This window comes from Pseudomonas sp. LBUM1649 (assembly GCF_059716155.1).
Window position 1 is genome coordinate 5,528,209 of record NZ_CP166807.1, and the last position, 18,856, is coordinate 5,547,064.

An 18,856-nucleotide genomic window follows, 5' to 3' on the forward strand; every position below is an offset into this window, starting at 1 on the left:
CCTCGTAAAGTCGGAATCAAGCACCTGGCTAACACGTTGACCCCGGCGCAGAGGGGCTTCCTGTAGTACTCGCGTTCTTCGCTGGGAGACAGCGAACTCCTCTTCTTTTGCAGGCACCACCGGCACGATCAGCAATGCCGCGACGAACTAAAGATCTGAGTCCCAGATAACCGTCACACCTCCCGAGTACTGTCGCTGTAGTCCTGGGCGAATCATCTCGGCGACTTCGCTTTGGGCGATCTCGAAGTGCAGCGTCCCGGGTTTGCGATCGACATAGAAACCCGGCTGGAACAACTCAGTGCCACTACCGTCACGCCGCAGTGGCCGGCGACTGACGGGCTGTTCGGTCGCGTCGGTCAAGCCATGGGGCAAGCTCACGCTGACATTCAACGGTACGGTATGCGTGGACACGGGATCTTGTACGGCGCAGCTTTGACCGTCCTGGGAATATTGGCATTCCAGGTTCATCTTGAAACGACTCGACGACGAGATGTTGAAGGTCTGATCACGAAACAGCCGCGTCGGTCTGCGCCCCTGAGTCAGCCACGATTGCCAACCGCCCTGTGGCACCAATTCGACGCGATTGCCGCCGGGGGGAATTTCCACCTTGAGTGTGTGCTGCACATCCAGGGTGAAATTGAGGGTCAGTTGATTGTCAGCCGGAATCATCACATCGCCCATGTCGAAATCCTGATGAGGGCCGACTGTGTAAGTGATGGAGCCGGTGTATTTACCCGACTGCATGTTCAACGGATCGGGGGTGCGTAGCTCATAGGCAAATACAAAGTACTGATAACTGAAGGACAACGGGATTTCGAACCTTGCCTTCTTGCTGCACACGCCAGCGCCCACCGGAACCATCCAGAAACTGTTGTAACCATGAAAACCGGAAGTGTGTCGACCTACGCCTACGCAAGGCGCGGGTGCGTAGACCCACCCACCACCTTCCCACAAGTCGTCCCACCATCCTCCATTGGTTAATTCGTTTACGGCACGCGGGAGCCCGGCCTCATGACCAATACCTCCAATACGGATGGAAAGCACTTTCGAATCACCCGACTCATGAATCACGCGCACGTCTCTCCACTCCGAGGGCACCCGAGCCATGCCGCCTTGGCGAGGGTCCGTGTGATTGGCCAGGATCGGCGCGTTGGCCTTGAATGAAATCGGCGCGCCCAGACTGAACAACCCATGGGGCTCGCATGCCGCCGGAACCTGGCGACAGAACCCTTCGGACGGCGTCTGATTGACGAATGCATTCTGTTGCGGCTTGCTCGGGTCAGGCTTGAAAAGAGCCTCGATATCCACCACTGCCGCTTGCGCCGACAGTGCAAATATCGCGTACGACACGCCGGCAGTACCGCCACTCAGTATCCGGACGACTCGTGCGCGCAATACATTCACCATTTCGGCAAGACCGCATTAAAGATCATATTGACGCTGCCAAAGTAACTGCCGGGCTTGTACACCCCGTCCGCGGGTGGCATCGGGATGATTTCCAGCAACACCCGTTTGCCGGAGGCTGCGTCGGTCAAGGACACCACTTCGCTGTTTTCGCGCTCGCTCAGCAATTGGCCGTTGAACAGCACGCGCAAGCCAATGTCGTGGGCATCGGTGCCGTTGGACAGATACGGCCGGCCTTCAAGCCTGGCTTCGATCGAGCCGGCTTCGTTCTTCACGTCGAAGTATTTGCGCAGACCGCCCAGGGTCGACGTGGTCAGGTTCCACGGCAGTTGCTGTTCCCGATGAATCCAGCCGGGGTCTGCGGGAATGACGTAGAACGCCAGGGTCGGGATCGTCACGAAGACATCGAAACGATGTGTCTCCCGAGCTGCAAACACCGACGCACAAGTCCACAGGGCAATGGCCGAGACAAGCACGAGGGTCAGATTTTTGAACATAGCCATTCCCCGGGATTAACCCTTTACGTTGAGTTTTTCGCTGCTGTCACCTTCAACCAGAGTGAAGCGGTACTCGCGACCGGTCTGTTTCTCGAACTGAAACGTCCGGCCCGCGAGGATGTGATGCTTGGTCGTCGGCTGGCAGTCCTGCTCGTTTTTAGCTGAACAATCCATGAACTCGTCGATCACCACCACGGTGTTGCCGTTGTTGCGAATACGGTAGCTACCCGCGACGTTTTCAATCGCGCTGTCAAAGCGTGCCTGCTTGGGCCGTACGAAAAACACCGCGCCGTAACCGGCCAATACGTTGACCCCGGCGGAGAGGCTTTTCTTGTAGTCCTCACGCTCTTCGCTCGAGACGGCGAACTCGTCTTCCTTCTCGGGCACCACCGGCACGAAACGCACGCGGAAATAACGCTCGCGGTCCCGTTCGCCCATGTAAAGCAGTCGCGTACCCTGCATGCCATTGGCCGGCACAATCAGCCGCGCCGGGCTGGCCATCAAGCCGTCGCGGGAGTTGCCGTCGGCATTGGTTTTAAGCGGGACTTCCTGCGACTTGCCATCGGCGTCGTAAAGGATTTCCAGAATGTTGACCTTGACGAACGCCGTGCTGTCGCCGCCATTGAATACACGTTTCAGGTAGGTACTTTTATCGCCGTCCAGATAATCGTAAACGGTGCCGATATTGATGTTCGGTCCGGCGTGAACGGTCTGGGTGCACAAACAAAAACCAAACAATGCCAACAGGCGCTTCATATTCCTGTACCTCATTTAATAAACTCGAATATTGCAAACCACTAGACTTCTGAATCCCAGATAACCGTTACATTCCCGGAATAATGTCGAGATTGGCCAGGACGGATAATTTCAGCCACTTCGCTTTGGGGGATTTCGAAGTGCAGCGTCCCTGGCCTTCGCTCCACATAAAAACCGGGTTGAAACAACTCGGAACCACTACCATTGCGAAGTAATGTTCGACGGGTGACCGGCTGCCCACTTGCATCGGTCAAGCCATTGGGTAGACTGACGCTGACGTTCAACGGCACAAAGTCACCGGAAACCGGCTCTTGCAAAGAGCAGGTATTGCCATCCTGAGTGTATTGGCACTCCAGCTGCATTTTAAAACGCGAGCTGGCCGAGATATTGAACGTCTGGTCCTTGAACAAGCGTGTTGGTTTTCGGCCTTGCTGCAACCAGGATTGCCAGCCACCCTGCGGGACTAACTCCACACGATTGCCACCGGGGGGAATTTCAACCTTTAGCATGTGTTCAACGGTAAGGGTAAAGTTTAGAGTGAGGGTGTCTTCACTAGGCAACATGACATCACCCATATCAAGATCCTTGCCCGGGCCGACGGTGTACTGAATACTTCCCGTGTAAGTGCCTTGCGACAACTTTAAAGGCTCAGGGGTTTCAAGCTGGTAAGCAAAGTCAAAAAATATATAGTCAAAACCCGGAATAGTGTAGTTGGGTGTTTTATGACAAGCGCTCCCGGCCGGAGTGTGCCAGAAAGTTTCAAACTCTCTCTTATTTCCATGTGCCATTATTGCCCACCGGCATGGCCAAGGAGCGTCCGACCACAGCCCGCCTTGCCATAAAAGGCTGTGAGCATCAAAGTCACCTGCATCTGGGCGTCCTACCAACTCTCTCGCATCATGGCTAAGACGATAGCGAACCGCGAAACCGGGCATACGGACTTTCACTTCCGCCGTTTCAGTGACGCTTGCGCCTCCTACTTTAGTGACGGTCAGTGTTCGCCACTGCGCCGGAATGCGGAACATTGCTGCTTCGCGGGGATTCGCCCGGGCCAGTATCGGTTTGCTTGCCGTGAATGTAATGGGAGTCCTGAAACTGGATAACCCGAGCTGCTCGCACCGGCCCGTCTGTGTACAGAAACCGGTGAATTTCGTTGTATTGATAAATTTATTAACAAGCGGGTTTGCTGGATCGGGACTGAATTTCGCTTCTATCTCCATGACCGCCGCTTCACCCGCCGACACCATTACTCCAGACAACATCACGACATTGGAGATTTTTTTTAGTAGACCTATCACACTCATTTCATTCTTCATGCTCACTAACCCGCACTTGCAGCTATGGATGTTGCATCGGCCAGGGTGTCCGGCGTGCAGCGCAGATCGCCGATCATCAACACGTTGTTTTCCGTGCGCCCAAGGCTCGGATCGAGGCGGAACTGGCACAACAACTGGCTGCCGCGACGCACCTCCAGGGTCGGTGAACCGGCGTTCATTTCCATGGAGAAGAAGCCGTCCACTTCACTCACCCCCCGGCTGGCGTGGTTGATAATGTGATGGCCCTTGAGTGGGTTGCCCTGCGGGTCGACAAGACGACCGAGCACGGTGAGGGTTTTCATCACCTGCACCTTGCGATAACCCACGCCACCCTTGTTCAAGTGATAACTGGAGCGCGCCGGCTGGATGGTCGCGGCGGGCACATGATTGCCCTCGAAATCGAAGCTCACGGTGCTGCTTTTGTAGGCGGTGATCGGCACGAAATTGCGCCCCGGCCTGAGGACCGCGCTGCCGCCGCTCAAATCATCGGCGCGCAGGGCGATGCCGTCGATGTCGGATTCCACATCGATGATCATGCCGGCACCGTTGCGGCTGTATTGGCTGGTCATGACCATCTTCTGGCCGCCCACCGCCACGGTGCTGTCCAGGTTGAGTCCGCCTGTGAGGTCATTGTTGTAAGACGAACGCTGGATGAATCCGTCGCCGTGGACCAGGTCCGTCTGCATCGTTGCCATGGCATTCAAGCCGACGCCGTAGGTGTCGGTGATGGCAGTGGCCGAGACGCTTTGCAGCAGATGATCCTGCAGGTCTTTGCGGTAGGTGACCGAGGCGTTGTTATCCCGACCGCCGTCTCGGGCTGTGCGAGTGCCAATGCTGCCGGAGATCTGCTCACCCGGGCCGCCCAGGGCAATGTTGACGCTCAAGTCGATGCCACGATTGCGGTCGTCACCGGAACTGAAGCTGCCGGGTCGGTCGAACAATGACAGCCGCCAGTTGGCGTCACTGCCAAACAGTCGGGTGCGTTGGGTCCAGCCCAGATCCACGCCCGTGCCTTCGGTGTTGCCTTCGCTGTGGGAGACCCTGGCATTGACCGAGCTTTTGCTGGTGATTCGATGATTCACCGAAAGCGACGAGTTACTGGTCTGACCGACAAACACATTGCGCTGGCGCACTCGCGTGCCGTCGGGCAGGTGTCGCGCTCACCGGGTTTGATCGTACTGTCGCTGACATCAGCGAAGTCAACGAGGGTGATGCGATCGTCGCGTGTTAACACCACCATCGCCTCACCGAGAAATTGTTGGTCAAGCTCCACGCGCACTGCCAAGGGCACATCAAAAAAATGCTCTTCGAACTCGCTGGGCAGACCCTTGGCCTGCGCCAGCAAACTTCGAGGCGTATTAGCGTTATCCGCTGGCGCGGCCAAAGCCGTTGCGCAGAAAAAAAGGGCAAGCGCCGTCGCGATGGAAGTCATCGGGAACATGAACGAAATACTCTGAAGATAAGTGCGTTAAAACCCGATCGACAGGCAGTGATTACCCATCGACCGGTAAGTGTTAACGAATAAGGCCGAGCCTTAAGTCAGGGCTGTCTTATGGGATACGCGGGATGGCATCGAAGACCACGACCGGGTTAGCCGTGTACAGGCCCGTTTGAGTGGCAGTGGGCTTGGCCGCGGCAATCACCAGATCAGCCCGCATGCCCCCGTTGGACTCGGTATCGCCAACCACTTCCTGAGAAGCGCCGGTCAAGGTGACGCCGTTGAAGGTATAGGTCAGATCGATGTTGTTGCTACCGTTGAACAGGGGTTGCGGCCCGCCTTCCACATAAGCGCCGACCGAACCATTGGTGTGTCGAACATCGTAAGCAGCACGCAGCGGGTTCAGGGTACCGGCCGCCAGGTTGTAGGCCATTATTTCATCCTTGCCGAAATCAGGATTGACCGGTTGGGCATGGAAGACCTGGGTAGGAATGGTGGCGCTGATGTTGATGGAGGTGCGCGTTTCTTCCGCAGCGAACGCCACCGAAGTGCTGAGGGCCAGGAGGGTCATCGGGACGGCGATTGCAAACTTCTTGAACATTGTTGAGTACCTGTTTTTTTCAAAGGATTGGTCCGTGGAAAGTTTTAATGATCCGTGCCAACAACCAAAGTGATGGCGTTTCGGCTCAACTTTCGACGGGGATAATGATCGACCAAAGTCCTAAGAAAGTAAGTACGAAATCTCTACGAAACATGTAGTAAAAGTGACCCGCACACCTGTAGAAAAAGTAACTAAATCAGCAAACTACGACATTTATCCATCAGCTGTATCCTACACACAGTTTTATCTGAAAAAACATACAGACAAAAACACAAACAACTTCTGTAAGACCCATACTACTTATCCAGAAACTAACTACCAGCAATAAATACAGCCTGATAATTAGTTTAATTACTCTAAATAGCCAGCACTCCCTTGTCCCATCGGACCGGTGGGAAGCTGGTCTCCCGACCGTCGGTCAATAAAGCTTGCATGCACCATAAGATATATCTTACGTTGTATCTAGACACGACAGGAGAAGGAAAAAATGAGAGACCATCATTCCCCGCACCGCGAACACGGCGACGGTCGCGACGGCTTCGAAAAACGCCCCGGCCGCGAACGTGGCGGTCGCGGACCACGGGTATTCGCCCCCGGCGACCTGAAATTGCTGCTGCTGGCGCTGATCGCCGAACAGCCCTGCCACGGCTACGACCTGATCCGCCAGATCGAAGGCATGTTCGACGGCGCCTACAGCCCCAGCCCCGGCGTGATCTACCCCACCCTGACTTTTCTGGAAGAAAGCGAAATGATCCAGGGCGATGCCGAAGGCGGGAAAAAACGCTACAGCGTGACCGACGCCGGCCGCCTGTCCCTGAGCGAACAGGCCATTGCTCTGGAAGGCGTGCGGGTACGCATCGATGTCAGCAAACGCTCGCTGCGCGGTCATGATCGTCCGCCGGAAATCCACGAGGCGGTGCATAACCTGCGCCATGCCTTGCAACTGCACCACGGCCGCTGGAGTCCGGAAGAAATCCAGCGCGTCGCCACTCTGCTCAACAACACCGCCAAAGCCATTGTCGACGGCCCTGCCGTTCAATCTGCTCAGGAGCCAGCCGAATGACTGACGTTATCGTGCCTTCCCAAACCATTCACCGTGTCGTGCATGAGATCAAACGGCGTCGACTTGAAGTCTTGCGAGTCGTCGACCTGACCCCGCGCATGCGCCGCATTACTCTGGGCGGCCCTGAGCTGGCCGGCTTCGTCAGCCTCGGCACGGACGACCACATCAAACTGCTGTTCCCGCAGAACGCGGCGGAACAGGCGGCGCTGCAAACCCTGGTGCTCGGCGCCGGCAAAGACAACGGCCCAATGCCGGCCATGCGCGACTACACCCCGCGCCGCTACGACCTGGAATCCCTGGAGCTGGATATCGATTTCGTGCTGCACGGCGACGGCCCTGCCTCGACTTGGGCCGAACAAGCCCAACCCGGGCAGTTCCTGCACATCGGCGGGCCTCGGGGATCGATGATCGTGCCGGATATCTTCGACAGCTACCTGCTGATCGGCGACGAGACCGCCCTGCCCGCCATCGCCCGACGCCTCGAAGGCCTGGCGGCCAATCGCAAGGCGCTGGTGGTGATCGAGGTCGAAAACGGCGCCGAACAGCAGGTGCTGGAAAGCGCCGCGCAGGTCAACGTGATCTGGGTATTGCGTGAGGGCGGCAAGGCCAACCTGTTGACCACCGTGAAACAACTGCAGGTGCCCAAGGGCAATCTGTACGCATGGGTGGCCACGGAGAGCAAAGTGTCGCGACAGGTTCGCCGGGTCTTGCTCGACGAACATGGCTTGAACGAGCAGTTGGTCAAAGCCGTCGGCTACTGGCGGCTGGACGAAAGCGACGAGGAATAAACGAGGTATGAACTGTAGGAGCGAGCCTGCTCGCGATGGTCGTCAACGATGACGCTGGGCACCTGACACCCCACGGTGATCTCAGGCTCATCGCGAGCAGGCTCGCTCCCACAGTAAATCGGGTACATCCAAGAGCAACTGGTAGCTCCAGAAATGACAGTGGTCACCGCCGCCGACGATCCAGGCCCATCAACAGCAAAGCAATCACCACAAACCCCACCAATAATCCGCCGGCATTCACAAACACCTGTGGATAACCCAGCTTGTCGACATCAACGAACGGATAGGGATAAGCCGCCAACAGGTGCCCGCGAAGCAGTGCGTAAGCGAAGTACAGCAACGGGTAAATCAGCCACAGCGCGATGTGCCGCAGACGCAAGGTGCCTTTCGGCACACAGAACCACCAATACGCCACAAACAGCAGCGGCATGACGTCATGCATCAGTTCATCGGCCAGCCATTGCCAGCCTTCGGGATGCCAGAGATGGCGCAACAGCAGGCTGTACGCCAGGCCCACCACGGCGATGCTCACGGCAATGCCGCTGCTCACCGACGGGTGCAAAAACCACCGTCGCGCCGCCGACTCTCGAGACGTCAGTTCACACGTGAAAACTGTCGCTACCAGCGTGTTGCTCAGCACGGTGAAGTAGCTGAAAAAGCTGACCAACCCGCCGAGCAGACTGGCTTGCAGTGTCCAGCGCGAGTAAAAAATCAGGTACAGCTGAATGCTCAATCCCGCCCAACCGAGAACCGCCGCCACGGCTACAAAACGACGCCTCGCGGCAGACCGGGTAACCATGTTCAGACGGGGCGCTTGGTGCGCATCAGTTTCACGTACAGGCGCTCGACCTTCTCCCGTGCCCATGGGGTCTTGCGCAGGAACGTCAGGCTCGACTTGATGCTCGGATCGCTCTTGAAGCAACGGATATCGATGCGCTCGGCCAACCCCGACCATTGGTAATGGGTCACCAGCGCATTGAGGATCTGTTCCAGGGTCACGCCGTGCAGCGGATCGGGGTTGTGTTCGTTCATGCCAGGCCTTTGGGCGAAGTGAAAATGCAGAAGGCGCGCACCTTAGCCGAGGGCTTCGCTCGGGGGAAGCGATCTGTGTGCTCTGGATTAAATGTAGGTGAAACGGAAAAGATCGCAGCGCCTGCAGGACTGTTACCAAATTTGAAAGGATGCATGTCTGTAAAAGCCCTTTCTCTATTTGTAACAGAACATTATCCTTACGCCCACCCTGGCTGAAACGCTTCTGCCATCCGCTTTGCGTCTGCTGTTCACGTTCATTCCCCAGAAAAAGATCAAGAAATTCTTCCCTATGCCTGATTTACAATTATCGAAAGACAGCGCTGTCTTTACGTCTGTCGCTCGCCGAAAAGCCTTGGGCCTGTTCGCCGGGCTTAGCGCTTTGAGCCTCGCCACCGGCACCCAGGCGGCGCCAGCCTTCGATAGCGACTCACCGTGGATGCTCGGTGACTGGAACGGCACCCGCGGTGAACTGTCGGCAAAGGGCTACGATTTCACAATCGACTACACCGGCGAAATGGGCAGCAATCTGCATGGCGGCTACGACCACGATCGCACCGCTCGCTACAGCGATCAGTTCGGTTTCGGCACTCACCTGGACCTGCAGAAAATCCTCGGCTGGAACGACGCCGAGTTTCAGCTCACCATCACCAAACGCAGCGGCAACAACATCAGCAACGACCGGCTTAACGACCCGCGAGTCGGTGGATTCACCTCGGCGCAGGAAGTCTGGGGCCGTGGCCAGACCACGCGCCTGACGCAGATGTGGTACCAGCAGAAATTCTTCGACCAGAAACTCGACATCAAGGTCGGGCGTTTCGGCGAAGGTGAAGACTTCAACAGTTTTCCCTGCGACTTCCAGAACCTGGCGTTCTGCGGTTCCCAGGTCGGCAACTGGGTGGGCGATATCTGGTACAACTGGCCCGTCAGCCAGTGGGCGATGCGGGTCAAGTATCACTTGACACCCGAGTTGTACGCGCAGGTCGGGGCGTATGAGCAAAACCCCTCCAACCTCGATCGCGACAACGGCTTCAAGCTCAGCGGCAGCGGCACCCAAGGGGCAATCCTGCCGGTGGAGCTGGTGTGGACGCCAAAGCTCAACGGTCTGCCAGGTGAATACCGTGCCGGCTATTACTACAGCAACGCCGACGCCACCGATGTCTACAACGACAGCAACGGCCAGCCTGCCGCCCTGAGTGGCGAGGCTTACCGCAGCGCTTCGAGCAAGCACGGTGTGTGGCTCGGCCTTCAGCAGCAAGTCACCAGCAGCGCCAGCGACCATTCCCGTGGCCTGAGCCTGTTCGCCAACGGCACGATGCACGACAAGAAAACCAACGCCATCGACAACTACGTCCAGGCCGGCATCGTCTACAAAGGCCTGTTCGATGCCCGCGCCAGGGATGACATCGGCTTTGCCATGGCCCGCGTGCACGTCAACCCGGCGTATCGCAAGAATGCCCAGGCGAGCAATCAGGCCAAGGCTGTCTTTGACTACGACAACCCGGCTTTCCTGCCGCCGCAGGATACCGAATACAGCGCCGAACTCTATTACGGCGTGCACGTCACGAACTGGCTGACCGTGCGCCCGAACCTGCAATACATCCGCCACCCCGGTGGCGTGAACGAGGTCGATGACGCGCTGATTGGCGGGATCAAGATCCAGTCGTCCTTCTAACCAACACCACAAACCCTTGTAGGAGCAAAGCTTGCTCGCGATGACGGAGTGTCAATTGCCGCAGATGCAGCCGACAGACCGCAATCGCGAGCAAGCATTGCTCCTACAGGGTGCAGCGCCCAAACACAAACAGCTGAACCACGCCCACGCAGTATCGTCATCTACAGTGACCCTGCGCGGGACCACTTGAAACGTCACGGAGAACCACACTATGAGCACTGAGGGTGCTTTGAGTCGAAGCCGTCTATTGCCGACCCTGCTCGGCATACTGCTTCTGCTAATGGGCCTGGCCATGCTGGCCGGCGGGATCAAGCTGAGCATGCTCGGCGGCTCGCTGTACTACCTGCTGGCCGGTATCGGCCTGGCGCTGACCGGCATCCTGCTGATCGCCGCGCGCCGTCCCGCGCTGGGCCTGTACGCACTGGTGCTGTTCGCCAGCACCGTTTGGGCACTGTGGGAAGTCGGCCTCGACTGGTGGCAACTGGTGCCGCGTCTGGCGATGCTGTTCGCGCTGGGCCTGGTCATGTTGCTGCCGTGGTTCCGTCGTCCGCTACTGCGTGATGGCGCTGCCCCCGTGGGCACCGGCGCCCTGAGCGTGGCCGTGGTGATCGCGGGCGCAACGGCCCTGGCCAGCCAGTTCACCCACCCGGATGAAATCAAGGGTCAACTGGACCGCGACAGCGTACCGGGCATGACCAACACCGCCCCGGCCATGCCCGACGGCGACTGGAACTCCTACGGCCGCAGCGCCCATGGTGACCGTTACTCGCCGCTGGCGCAGATCACCCCGCAGAACGTCAACAAACTGGTACCGGCCTGGACCTACCGCACCGGTGACCTGCCAGGGCCGAACGACCCGGGTGAAACCACCGCCGAAAACACCCCGCTGAAAGTCAACGGCATGCTCTACGTGTGCACGCCGCACAGCCAGGTGATCGCGCTGGACCCGGACACCGGCAAGGAAATCTGGCGTTTCGATCCGAAGCTCTCGACACAGAATGCGGCGAACTTCAAGGGTTGGGCGCACATGACCTGCCGTGGCGTGACCTATCACGATGACGCCGTCTATGCCTCCGAGCAGAGCCCGACCGGCAGCGCCAGCGCCCCCGTCGCCAACGCTTGCCCGCGCCGGATCTTCCTGCCGACCGCCGACACGCGCCTGATCGCGCTGAACGCCGACACCGGCAAGATGTGCGAAGACTTCGGCGACAAGGGCCAGGTCGACCTGCGCGCCAACATCGGAGGCTTCACGGCCGGCGGTTACTACTCCACCTCGCCACCTGCGGTCACCAAGGACCTGGTGGTGATTGGCGGTCATGTCACCGACAACGTCTCCACCGACGAGCCAAGCGGCGTGATCCGCGCGTTCGACGTGCACACCGGCAAACTGGTGTGGAACTGGGACAGCGGCAACCCGGACGATACGACGCCGATTGCCGATGGCAAGACCTACACCCGCAACTCGCCAAACATGTGGTCCATGTTCGCGGTCGATGAAAAACTCGGCATGCTGTACTTGCCGATGGGCAACCAGACCCCGGACCAGTTCGGCGGCGCGCGTACCCCCGAATCGGAACTGCACGCCGCCGGCCTGACCGCCCTGGACATCGCCAGCGGTAAAGTGCGCTGGCACTTCCAGTTCACTCACCATGACCTGTGGGACATGGACGTCGGCGGCCAGCCGACCCTGATGGACCTGAAAACCGCTGACGGCGTGAAACAGGCTGTCCTGGCGTCGACCAAGCAAGGCAGCATCTACGTGCTGGACCGCAGCACCGGCCAGGCCATCGTGCCGATCAACGAAGTGCCGGTGCCGCAAGGCGCGGTGGAAGGCGACCACACCTCGCCGACGCAACCGAAGTCCGACCTGAACCTGATGCCGCCGCCGCTGCAAGAGCGCGACATGTGGGGCGTCACGCCGTTCGACCAACTGATCTGCCGGATCGACTTCAAATCCATGCGCTACGACGGCCCGTTCACCCCGCCATCGCTGCAGGGTTCGATCGTGTACCCGGGCAATTTCGGTGTGTTCGATTGGGGCGGTATCTCGGTTGACCCGGTGCGTCAGATTGCATTCGTGAACCCGAGCTACATGGCGTTCAAATCGAAAATGATCCCGGCCGCCGAAATCGCCGCCCAAGGCCCGCGCAAAAGCGAAACCGAAGGCGTGCAGCCAAACAAGGGCGCGCCGTACGGCGTGGTGCTCGAAGCCTTGCTGTCGCCAATGGGCCTGCCGTGCCAGGCGCCAGCGTGGGGCTACGTGGCCGCGATCGACCTGACCACCCATGAAAAAATCTGGATGCACAAGAACGGTACCGTGCGCGACAGCTCGCCGGTTCCGATCCCCCTGAGCATGGGCGTCCCGAGCCTGGGCGGCACCTTCACCACCGCCGGTGGCGTCGGTTTCCTCAGCGGCACCCTCGACCAGTACCTGCGTGCCTACGACGTGAAAAACGGCAAGCAACTGTGGGAAGGTCGCCTGCCGGCGGGCGCGCAAACCACGCCGATGACCTACACCGGCAAGGATGGCAAGCAATACGTGCTGGTCGTGGCTGGCGGTCACGGTTCGCTGGGCACCCAACAGGGTGACTATGTGATTGCCTACAAACTGTCGGAATAAGCGACAACCGTAGTTAACTCCAAGGCGACTCTTGCAAGGGGGTCGCCTTTTTTGTGGGCGAACGACCCGTCCGGCACCTTGCCTCAACGCCACAGCCGTCTAACATCAAACAAAAGGAAATTTTGTCCCAATTCCCCTCAAGTTGAAGGACTCGACTACCGACACAGTACTCATCGGGCAATTGCCCCAGACAACAGCAAATCGGCCAAGCTGCAGGCAAAATCCCGCAGGGTGGATTGTCCCTTTGACTGCCATCACGGGATTGCCAATACTCATGGCAACTTGATGCTACCCGCACGGAACAAGGAATTACCCTTTGAAGCTGGAACTCAAGAACAGCTTGTCGGTGAAGTTGCTCCGGGTCGTGCTCCTGTCGGCATTGATCGTCGGCGTAGTCTTGAGCTGCGCGCAGATCGTTTTCGATGCCTATAAAACACGCCAGGCCGTCGCCGGCGATGCCGAACGCATCCTCGACATGTTCCGCGACCCCTCGACCCAGGCCGTCTACAGCCTGGACCGGGAAATGGGCATGCAGGTGATCGAAGGCCTGTTTCAGGATGATGCCGTGCGTCAGGCGTCCATAGGCCATCCCAACGAAGCCATGCTGGCGCAAAAATCACGTGAGTTGCAGCACTCCAGCAGTCGCTGGCTGACCGACCTGATCCTCGGCAAGGAACGCACCTTCACCACCCAGTTGGTGGGACGCGGCCCTTACAGCGAGTATTACGGCGACTTGAGCATCACCCTCGACACCGCCACCTACGGCAAGGGCTTTATCGTCAGTTCGGTGATCATCTTCATTTCCGGGGTATTGCGTGCCCTGGCGATGGGGCTGGTGCTGTATCTGGTCTATCACTGGCTGTTGACCAAACCCCTGTCGCGAATCATCGAGCACCTGACCGAAATCAATCCCGACCGCCCCAGCGAGCACAAGATTCCATTGCTCAAGGGCCACGAGAAGAACGAACTGGGGCTGTGGATCAACACCGCCAACCAGTTGCTCGAATCCATCGAGCGCAACACCCACCTGCGCCACGAAGCGGAAAACAGCCTGTTGCGCATGGCCCAGTACGATTTTCTCACCGGCCTGCCGAACCGCCAGCAATTGCAAACGCAGCTGGACAGGATCCTCGTCGATGCCGGCAAGCTGCAACGCCGGGTTGCGGTGTTGTGTGTCGGGCTCGATGACTTCAAGGGCATCAACGAACAGTTCAGCTACCAGACCGGCGACCAGTTGCTGCTGGCCCTGGCCGATCGCCTGCGCGCGCACAGCGGACGCCTTGGCGCCCTCGCCCGCCTGGGTGGCGACCAGTTCGCCCTGGTCCAGGCCGATATCGAACAACCCTACGAAGCCGCCGAACTGGCCCAAAGCATTCTCGATGACCTGGAAGCGGCGTTTGCCCTGGATCATCAGCAGATCCGCCTGCGCGCCACCATCGGCATTACCCTGTTCCCTGAGGATGGCGACAGTACCGAGAAGTTGCTGCAAAAAGCCGAGCAGACCATGACCCTGGCCAAGACTCGCTCGCGCAACCGCTATCAGTTCTATATCGCCAGCGTCGACACCGAAATGCGTCGCCGTCGCGAGCTGGAAAAAGACCTGCGCGAGGCACTGACCCGCGACCAGTTCCTCCTGGTCTACCAACCGCAGATCAGCTATCGCGATCACCGGGTGGTCGGCGTCGAAGCGTTGATCCGCTGGCAGCATCCCAAACACGGCCTGGTGCCGCCAGACTTGTTCATTCCCCTGGCCGAGAAGAACGGCACCATCATTGCCATCGGTGAATGGGTGCTGGACCAGGCCTGCAAACAGTTGCGCGACTGGCACGACCAGGGCTTCAGCGACATGCGCATGGCAGTGAATCTTTCCACCGTGCAGTTGCACCACGCCGAGTTGCCACGGGTGGTCAACAACCTGATGCAGATGTATCGCCTGCCCCCGCGCAGCCTGGAGCTGGAAGTCACCGAAACCGGCCTGATGGAAGACATCAGCACCGCCGCACAGCATTTGCTCAGCCTGCGCCGCTCCGGTGCGCTGATCGCGATCGACGACTTCGGTACGGGTTATTCGTCACTGAGTTATCTGAAAAGCCTGCCGCTGGACAAGATCAAGATCGACAAGAGTTTCGTACAGGACCTGCTCGATGACGATGACGACGCAACCATCGTTCGCGCCATCATTCAATTGGGCAAGAGCCTGGGCATGCAGGTGATTGCCGAAGGCGTGGAAACCTTGGAGCAGGAGGCCTACATCATCTCCGAAGGCTGCCACGAGGGTCAGGGCTACTTCTACAGCAAACCGCTGCCGGCCCGGGAGCTGGTGGTTTATCTGAAGCAGGCCCAGCGCAGTAACGCGGCTATTTTGTAAGAATCGCGGCTTGGTTTCACCCTGTGGGAGCGAGCCTGCTCGCGATGAACCTGAGAGCGCTGCGGGGCGTCAGGCTCCCAGCGTTATCGTTGACGACCATCGCGAGCAGGCTCGCTCCTACAGTTTGAATAAGAAATATTTCCAACCACAACCCTTTACACATAATGCGAAAGATTTGCATTATGTGGCAGTTTTGCGCGCTGGACGCGTTATACCCCCCTCTCGAAGCAGGATGTTCGCCATGATTCGTATGCCTCTGGCTACCGCCAGTCTGTTGGCCATCGCCATTTCCCTCGCCGGTTGCGGTGAAGGCAAAGACAAGGAAAAAGCTGCCGCTCCTGCGCCGGCGGCCAGCACTGCCGCAGCCCCGGCCGCTCCAGCCGCTGCACCTGCCGCTGCCAGCAAGGTCGACGAAGCTGCTGCCAAAGCCGTTGTCGCGCATTATGCCGACATTGTTTTCGCTGTTTACAGCGATGCCGAATCTACCGCGAAAACCCTGCAAACCGCCGTCGACGCCTTCCTCGCCAAGCCGAACGCCGACACCTTGAAAGCCGCCAAGGCCGCCTGGATCGCTGCTCGCGTTCCTTACCTGCAGAGCGAAGTGTTCCGCTTTGGCAACACCATCATCGACGACTGGGAGGGTCAGGTGAACGCCTGGCCACTGGACGAAGGCCTGATCGACTATGTCGACAAATCCTACGAGCACGCACTGGGTAACCCTGGCGCCACGGCCAACATCATCGCCAATACTGAAATCCAGGTCGGCGAAGACAAAGTCGACGTGAAGGACATCACTGCGGAAAAACTCGCCAGCCTGAACGAGCTGGGCGGTTCCGAGGCCAACGTCGCCACTGGCTACCACGCCATCGAATTCCTGCTCTGGGGCCAGGACCTGAACGGCACCGGCCCTGGCGCCGGCAACCGTCCAGCTTCCGACTACCTGGAAGGCAAAGGCGCCACCGGCGGTCACAACGATCGTCGCCGCGCCTACCTGAAATCAGTGACTCAACTGCTGGTCAGCGACCTGGAAGAAATGGTCGGTAACTGGAAGCCGAACGTGGCCGACAACTACCGCGCCACCCTGGAAGCGGAACCTGCTGAAAGCGGCCTGCGTAAAATGCTGTTCGGCATGGGCAGCCTGTCCCTTGGCGAATTGGCGGGCGAGCGCATGAAGGTTTCCCTGGAAGCCAACTCCCCGGAAGACGAACACGACTGCTTCAGCGACAACACCCACAACTCACAGTTCTACGATGCCAAAGGCGTGCGTAACGTGTACCTGGGCGAATACACCCGCGTCGACGGCAGCAAAATGACCGGCGCCAGCCTGTCGTCCCTGGTGGCCAAGGCCGACCCGGCTGCAGACACCGCGGTCAAAGCCGACCTGGCCGCCACCGAAGCCAAGATGCAGGTCATCGTCGACCACGCCAACAAGGGTGAGCACTACGACCAACTGATCGCTGCCGGCAACACCGCCGGCAACCAGATCGTCCGTGACGCCATCGCCTCCTTGGTCAAGCAGACCGGTTCGATCGAAGCCGCCGCTGGCAAACTGGGTATCAGCGACCTGAACCCGGACAACGCTGATCACGAATTCTGATCAACGCTGACTGAATGAAAAGGCGACCTTCGGGTCGCCGATCATTCCCACGCTCCGCGTGGGAATGCAGCCCGGGACGCTCCGCGTCCCAAATCAAAAGCCGAACGCGGAGCGTCCGTTGAGGCATTCCCACGCAGAGCGTGGGAACGATCAGTCCAAGTAAACGATAATTCCTCTTATTCAAAACCCCCTGCCCTGTTAGACTTTGCGCCCTTGTTTTGCCCGTCTTGCAGGATGTCTGATGCCCTCGCTGCCTCTTCGCTTGTCCGCACTGTTGCTGGCCCTGGGCCTGAGTGCCTGCGATGACGCCCCGAAGTTCACCCAGGCCGAACCCGGTGAAGCCCGCTCCGGTGGCAGCACGACCGTACGCAAGACCGATCAGAACGCGTTTTCGCTGCCCTCCGCCAACCTGCCGCCGTCGCGGCGCGTGGACTTCAGCGTCGGCAACAGTTTCTTTCGCAACCCCTGGGTGATCGCTCCGTCGACCACCACCGCCCGCGACGGCCTCGGCCCGCTGTTCAATACCAATGCCTGCCAGGGCTGCCATATCAAGGACGGGCGCGGTCACCCGCCGCCCGCCGATGCGTCGAATGCCGTGTCGATGCTGATACGCCTGTCGATTCCCGACGCCCCGGCCTACGCCAAGGTTATCGAGCAACAAGGTGTCGTACCGGAGCCCGTCTATGGCGGGCAGTTCCAGGACATGGCCGTGCCCGGTGTCACGCCGGAAGGCAAGGTGCGGGTCGACTACACGGCGGTGTCGATTCGTTTCAAGGACGGCACCGAAGTCGAGCTGCGCAAACCGAGCCTGAACATCACCCAACTGAACTACGGCCCGATGCACCCCGACACGCGATTCTCGGCACGGGTGGCGCCGCCGATGATTGGCCTGGGCTTGCTGGAGGCCATCCCGGAGGAGGCGATCCTGGCCAACGCCCAAGCTCAGGCCCATGCCCATGCGAAGTCCAACAACGGCATCGCCGGACGCCCCAACCGGGTCTGGGATGACGTGCAGCAGAAAACCGTGCTCGGGCGATTTGGCTGGAAAGCCGGGCAACCGAACCTCAATCAACAAAATGTCCACGCGTTTTCCGGTGATATGGGCCTCACGACCCGCCTGAGACCCTTTGACGACTGCAGCGACGCGCAAACGGCCTGCAAGCAGGCACCGAGTGGCAACGGCCCCGATGGCGAGCCGGAAGTCAGCGACAATATTCTGCGTCTGGTGTTGTTCTACACCCGCAACCTCGCCGTACCGGCGCGTCGCGATGTCGGCGCACCTGAAGTGCTGGCCGGCAAGAACCTGTTCTACCAGGCCGGCTGCCAATCTTGTCACACACCCAAGTACACCACCGCCGCCAACGCCGCCGAACCTGAATTGGCCAATCAAGTGATTCGCCCGTACACCGATCTGCTGCTGCATGACATGGGCGACGGCCTGGCCGACAACCGCACTGAATTCCAGGCCGGTGGCCGCGACTGGCGTACCCCGCCGTTGTGGGGCATCGGCCTGACGCAGGCGGTCAGTGGCCACACCCAGTTCCTGCATGACGGCCGCGCCCGCAATCTGCTCGAAGCCGTGCTCTGGCATGGTGGCGAGGCAAAAGCGGCGCAGCAACAGGTTTTGTCTTTCAATGCCGAGCAGCGCGCTGCGTTGCTGGCGTTTTTGAATTCCCTTTAATACGCATCTTCCAGCGGGAGCCC

15 protein-coding genes and 1 pseudogene are annotated in these 18,856 nt (G+C 59.2%); 7 read left to right on the forward strand and 9 right to left on the reverse strand.

Annotated elements, in window-relative coordinates; translation table 11 throughout:
* Positions 1 to 147: 147 nt before the first annotated feature.
* The 7 genes and pseudogenes from ACA058_RS25530 to ACA058_RS25560 form a co-directional block, all read right to left on the reverse strand.
* A complete protein-coding gene (locus tag ACA058_RS25530; protein ID WP_497636447.1) occupies positions 148 to 1,407 on the reverse strand; it encodes a hypothetical protein in 1,260 nt (419 codons plus the stop codon).
* On the reverse strand, positions 1,401 to 1,901 hold the full coding sequence (locus ACA058_RS25535) for a CS1 type fimbrial major subunit (protein ID WP_497636448.1): 501 nt from the start codon (positions 1,899 to 1,901) through the stop codon (positions 1,401 to 1,403). The genes ACA058_RS25530 and ACA058_RS25535 overlap by 7 nt, the downstream gene beginning before the upstream one ends.
* Before the next feature lie 15 nt (positions 1,902 to 1,916).
* Positions 1,917 to 2,657, reverse strand: a complete 741-nt coding sequence (locus ACA058_RS25540; protein ID WP_497636449.1) for a molecular chaperone — start codon at positions 2,655 to 2,657, stop codon at positions 1,917 to 1,919.
* A gap of 41 nt (positions 2,658 to 2,698) precedes the next feature.
* The gene (locus ACA058_RS25545) at positions 2,699 to 3,973 is read right to left on the reverse strand and encodes a hypothetical protein (RefSeq protein WP_497636450.1); all 1,275 of its coding nucleotides are present in this window, start codon (positions 3,971 to 3,973) and stop codon (positions 2,699 to 2,701) included.
* A 5-nt stretch (positions 3,974 to 3,978) separates the two neighbouring features.
* Positions 3,979 to 5,124, reverse strand: a pseudogene (locus tag ACA058_RS25550) (CS1-pili formation C-terminal domain-containing protein); the annotation flags it as partial.
* Positions 5,052 to 5,414 carry a hypothetical protein gene (locus ACA058_RS25555; RefSeq protein ID WP_497636452.1) on the reverse strand — a complete coding sequence of 121 codons (363 nt, stop codon included), beginning with the start codon at positions 5,412 to 5,414 and terminating at the stop codon, positions 5,052 to 5,054. The pseudogene ACA058_RS25550 and the gene ACA058_RS25555, both read right to left, overlap by 73 nt.
* 109 nt (positions 5,415 to 5,523) lie before the next feature.
* Positions 5,524 to 6,012, reverse strand: coding sequence for a CS1 type fimbrial major subunit (locus ACA058_RS25560; RefSeq protein WP_497636453.1), 489 nt, complete (start codon positions 6,010 to 6,012; stop codon positions 5,524 to 5,526).
* Positions 6,013 to 6,499: 487 nt separating this feature from the next.
* On the opposite strand from ACA058_RS25560, the gene ACA058_RS25565 reads away from it, so the two are divergent.
* Both ACA058_RS25565 and ACA058_RS25570 read left to right on the forward strand, forming a co-directional pair.
* Entirely contained in the window at positions 6,500 to 7,075 is a 576-nt protein-coding gene (locus ACA058_RS25565; protein ID WP_497636454.1) for a PadR family transcriptional regulator, read from the forward strand.
* On the forward strand, positions 7,072 to 7,863 hold the full coding sequence (locus ACA058_RS25570) for a siderophore-interacting protein (RefSeq protein ID WP_497636455.1): 792 nt from the start codon (positions 7,072 to 7,074) through the stop codon (positions 7,861 to 7,863). Before ACA058_RS25565 ends, ACA058_RS25570 begins: the two co-directional genes overlap by 4 nt.
* Positions 7,864 to 8,026: 163 nt before the next feature.
* Here the strand turns inward: ACA058_RS25570 and ACA058_RS25575 are convergent, their stop codons facing one another.
* Positions 8,027 to 8,662 (reverse strand): Pr6Pr family membrane protein, encoded by a 636-nt coding sequence (locus ACA058_RS25575; protein WP_497636456.1) that lies wholly within the window; start codon positions 8,660 to 8,662, stop codon positions 8,027 to 8,029.
* A 2-nt stretch (positions 8,663 to 8,664) separates the two neighbouring features.
* On the reverse strand, positions 8,665 to 8,895 hold the full coding sequence (locus ACA058_RS25580; protein WP_497636457.1) for a VF530 family protein: 231 nt from the start codon (positions 8,893 to 8,895) through the stop codon (positions 8,665 to 8,667).
* A gap of 289 nt (positions 8,896 to 9,184) precedes the next feature.
* Between ACA058_RS25580 and ACA058_RS25585 the strand changes: the two genes are divergently transcribed.
* From ACA058_RS25585 to ACA058_RS25605, 5 genes are all read left to right on the forward strand, one after another.
* On the forward strand, positions 9,185 to 10,567 hold the full coding sequence (locus ACA058_RS25585) for a carbohydrate porin (protein ID WP_497636458.1): 1,383 nt from the start codon (positions 9,185 to 9,187) through the stop codon (positions 10,565 to 10,567).
* 211 nt (positions 10,568 to 10,778) lie between these two features.
* A complete protein-coding gene (locus ACA058_RS25590) occupies positions 10,779 to 13,187 on the forward strand; it encodes a glucose/quinate/shikimate family membrane-bound PQQ-dependent dehydrogenase (RefSeq protein WP_497636459.1) in 2,409 nt (802 codons plus the stop codon).
* A gap of 316 nt (positions 13,188 to 13,503) precedes the next feature.
* The gene (locus ACA058_RS25595) at positions 13,504 to 15,555 is read left to right on the forward strand and encodes a putative bifunctional diguanylate cyclase/phosphodiesterase (protein ID WP_497636460.1); all 2,052 of its coding nucleotides are present in this window, start codon (positions 13,504 to 13,506) and stop codon (positions 15,553 to 15,555) included.
* Positions 15,556 to 15,796: 241 nt separating this feature from the next.
* On the forward strand, positions 15,797 to 17,152 hold the full coding sequence (locus tag ACA058_RS25600) for an imelysin family protein (RefSeq protein WP_497636461.1): 1,356 nt from the start codon (positions 15,797 to 15,799) through the stop codon (positions 17,150 to 17,152).
* A 241-nt stretch (positions 17,153 to 17,393) separates the two neighbouring features.
* Positions 17,394 to 18,833: a di-heme oxidoreductase family protein gene (locus ACA058_RS25605; RefSeq protein ID WP_497636462.1), complete on the forward strand. Its 1,440-nt coding sequence runs from the start codon at positions 17,394 to 17,396 to the stop codon at positions 18,831 to 18,833.
* The last annotated feature ends 23 nt before the right edge of the window (positions 18,834 to 18,856 follow it).

What these genes read in the sequence shown, in the direction of transcription:
- ACA058_RS25580 (WP_497636457.1), bottom strand. Translation starts at nt 8,895, where the DNA reads ATGAACGAACACAACCCCGATCCGCTGCACGGCGTGACCCTGGAACAG.
- ACA058_RS25535 (WP_497636448.1), bottom strand. Translation starts at nt 1,901, where the DNA reads ATGTTCAAAAATCTGACCCTCGTGCTTGTCTCGGCCATTGCCCTGTGG.
- ACA058_RS25590 (WP_497636459.1), top strand. Translation starts at nt 10,779, where the DNA reads ATGAGCACTGAGGGTGCTTTGAGTCGAAGCCGTCTATTGCCGACCCTG.
- ACA058_RS25530 (WP_497636447.1), bottom strand. Translation starts at nt 1,407, where the DNA reads ATGGTGAATGTATTGCGCGCACGAGTCGTCCGGATACTGAGTGGCGGT.
- ACA058_RS25545 (WP_497636450.1), bottom strand. Translation starts at nt 3,973, where the DNA reads ATGAAGAATGAAATGAGTGTGATAGGTCTACTAAAAAAAATCTCCAAT.
- ACA058_RS25560 (WP_497636453.1), bottom strand. Translation starts at nt 6,012, where the DNA reads ATGTTCAAGAAGTTTGCAATCGCCGTCCCGATGACCCTCCTGGCCCTC.
- ACA058_RS25540 (WP_497636449.1), bottom strand. Translation starts at nt 2,657, where the DNA reads ATGAAGCGCCTGTTGGCATTGTTTGGTTTTTGTTTGTGCACCCAGACC.
- ACA058_RS25555 (WP_497636452.1), bottom strand. Translation starts at nt 5,414, where the DNA reads ATGTTCCCGATGACTTCCATCGCGACGGCGCTTGCCCTTTTTTTCTGC.
- ACA058_RS25600 (WP_497636461.1), top strand. Translation starts at nt 15,797, where the DNA reads ATGATTCGTATGCCTCTGGCTACCGCCAGTCTGTTGGCCATCGCCATT.
- ACA058_RS25575 (WP_497636456.1), bottom strand. Translation starts at nt 8,662, where the DNA reads ATGGTTACCCGGTCTGCCGCGAGGCGTCGTTTTGTAGCCGTGGCGGCG.
- ACA058_RS25565 (WP_497636454.1), top strand. Translation starts at nt 6,500, where the DNA reads ATGAGAGACCATCATTCCCCGCACCGCGAACACGGCGACGGTCGCGAC.
- ACA058_RS25585 (WP_497636458.1), top strand. Translation starts at nt 9,185, where the DNA reads ATGCCTGATTTACAATTATCGAAAGACAGCGCTGTCTTTACGTCTGTC.
- ACA058_RS25570 (WP_497636455.1), top strand. Translation starts at nt 7,072, where the DNA reads ATGACTGACGTTATCGTGCCTTCCCAAACCATTCACCGTGTCGTGCAT.
- ACA058_RS25605 (WP_497636462.1), top strand. Translation starts at nt 17,394, where the DNA reads ATGCCCTCGCTGCCTCTTCGCTTGTCCGCACTGTTGCTGGCCCTGGGC.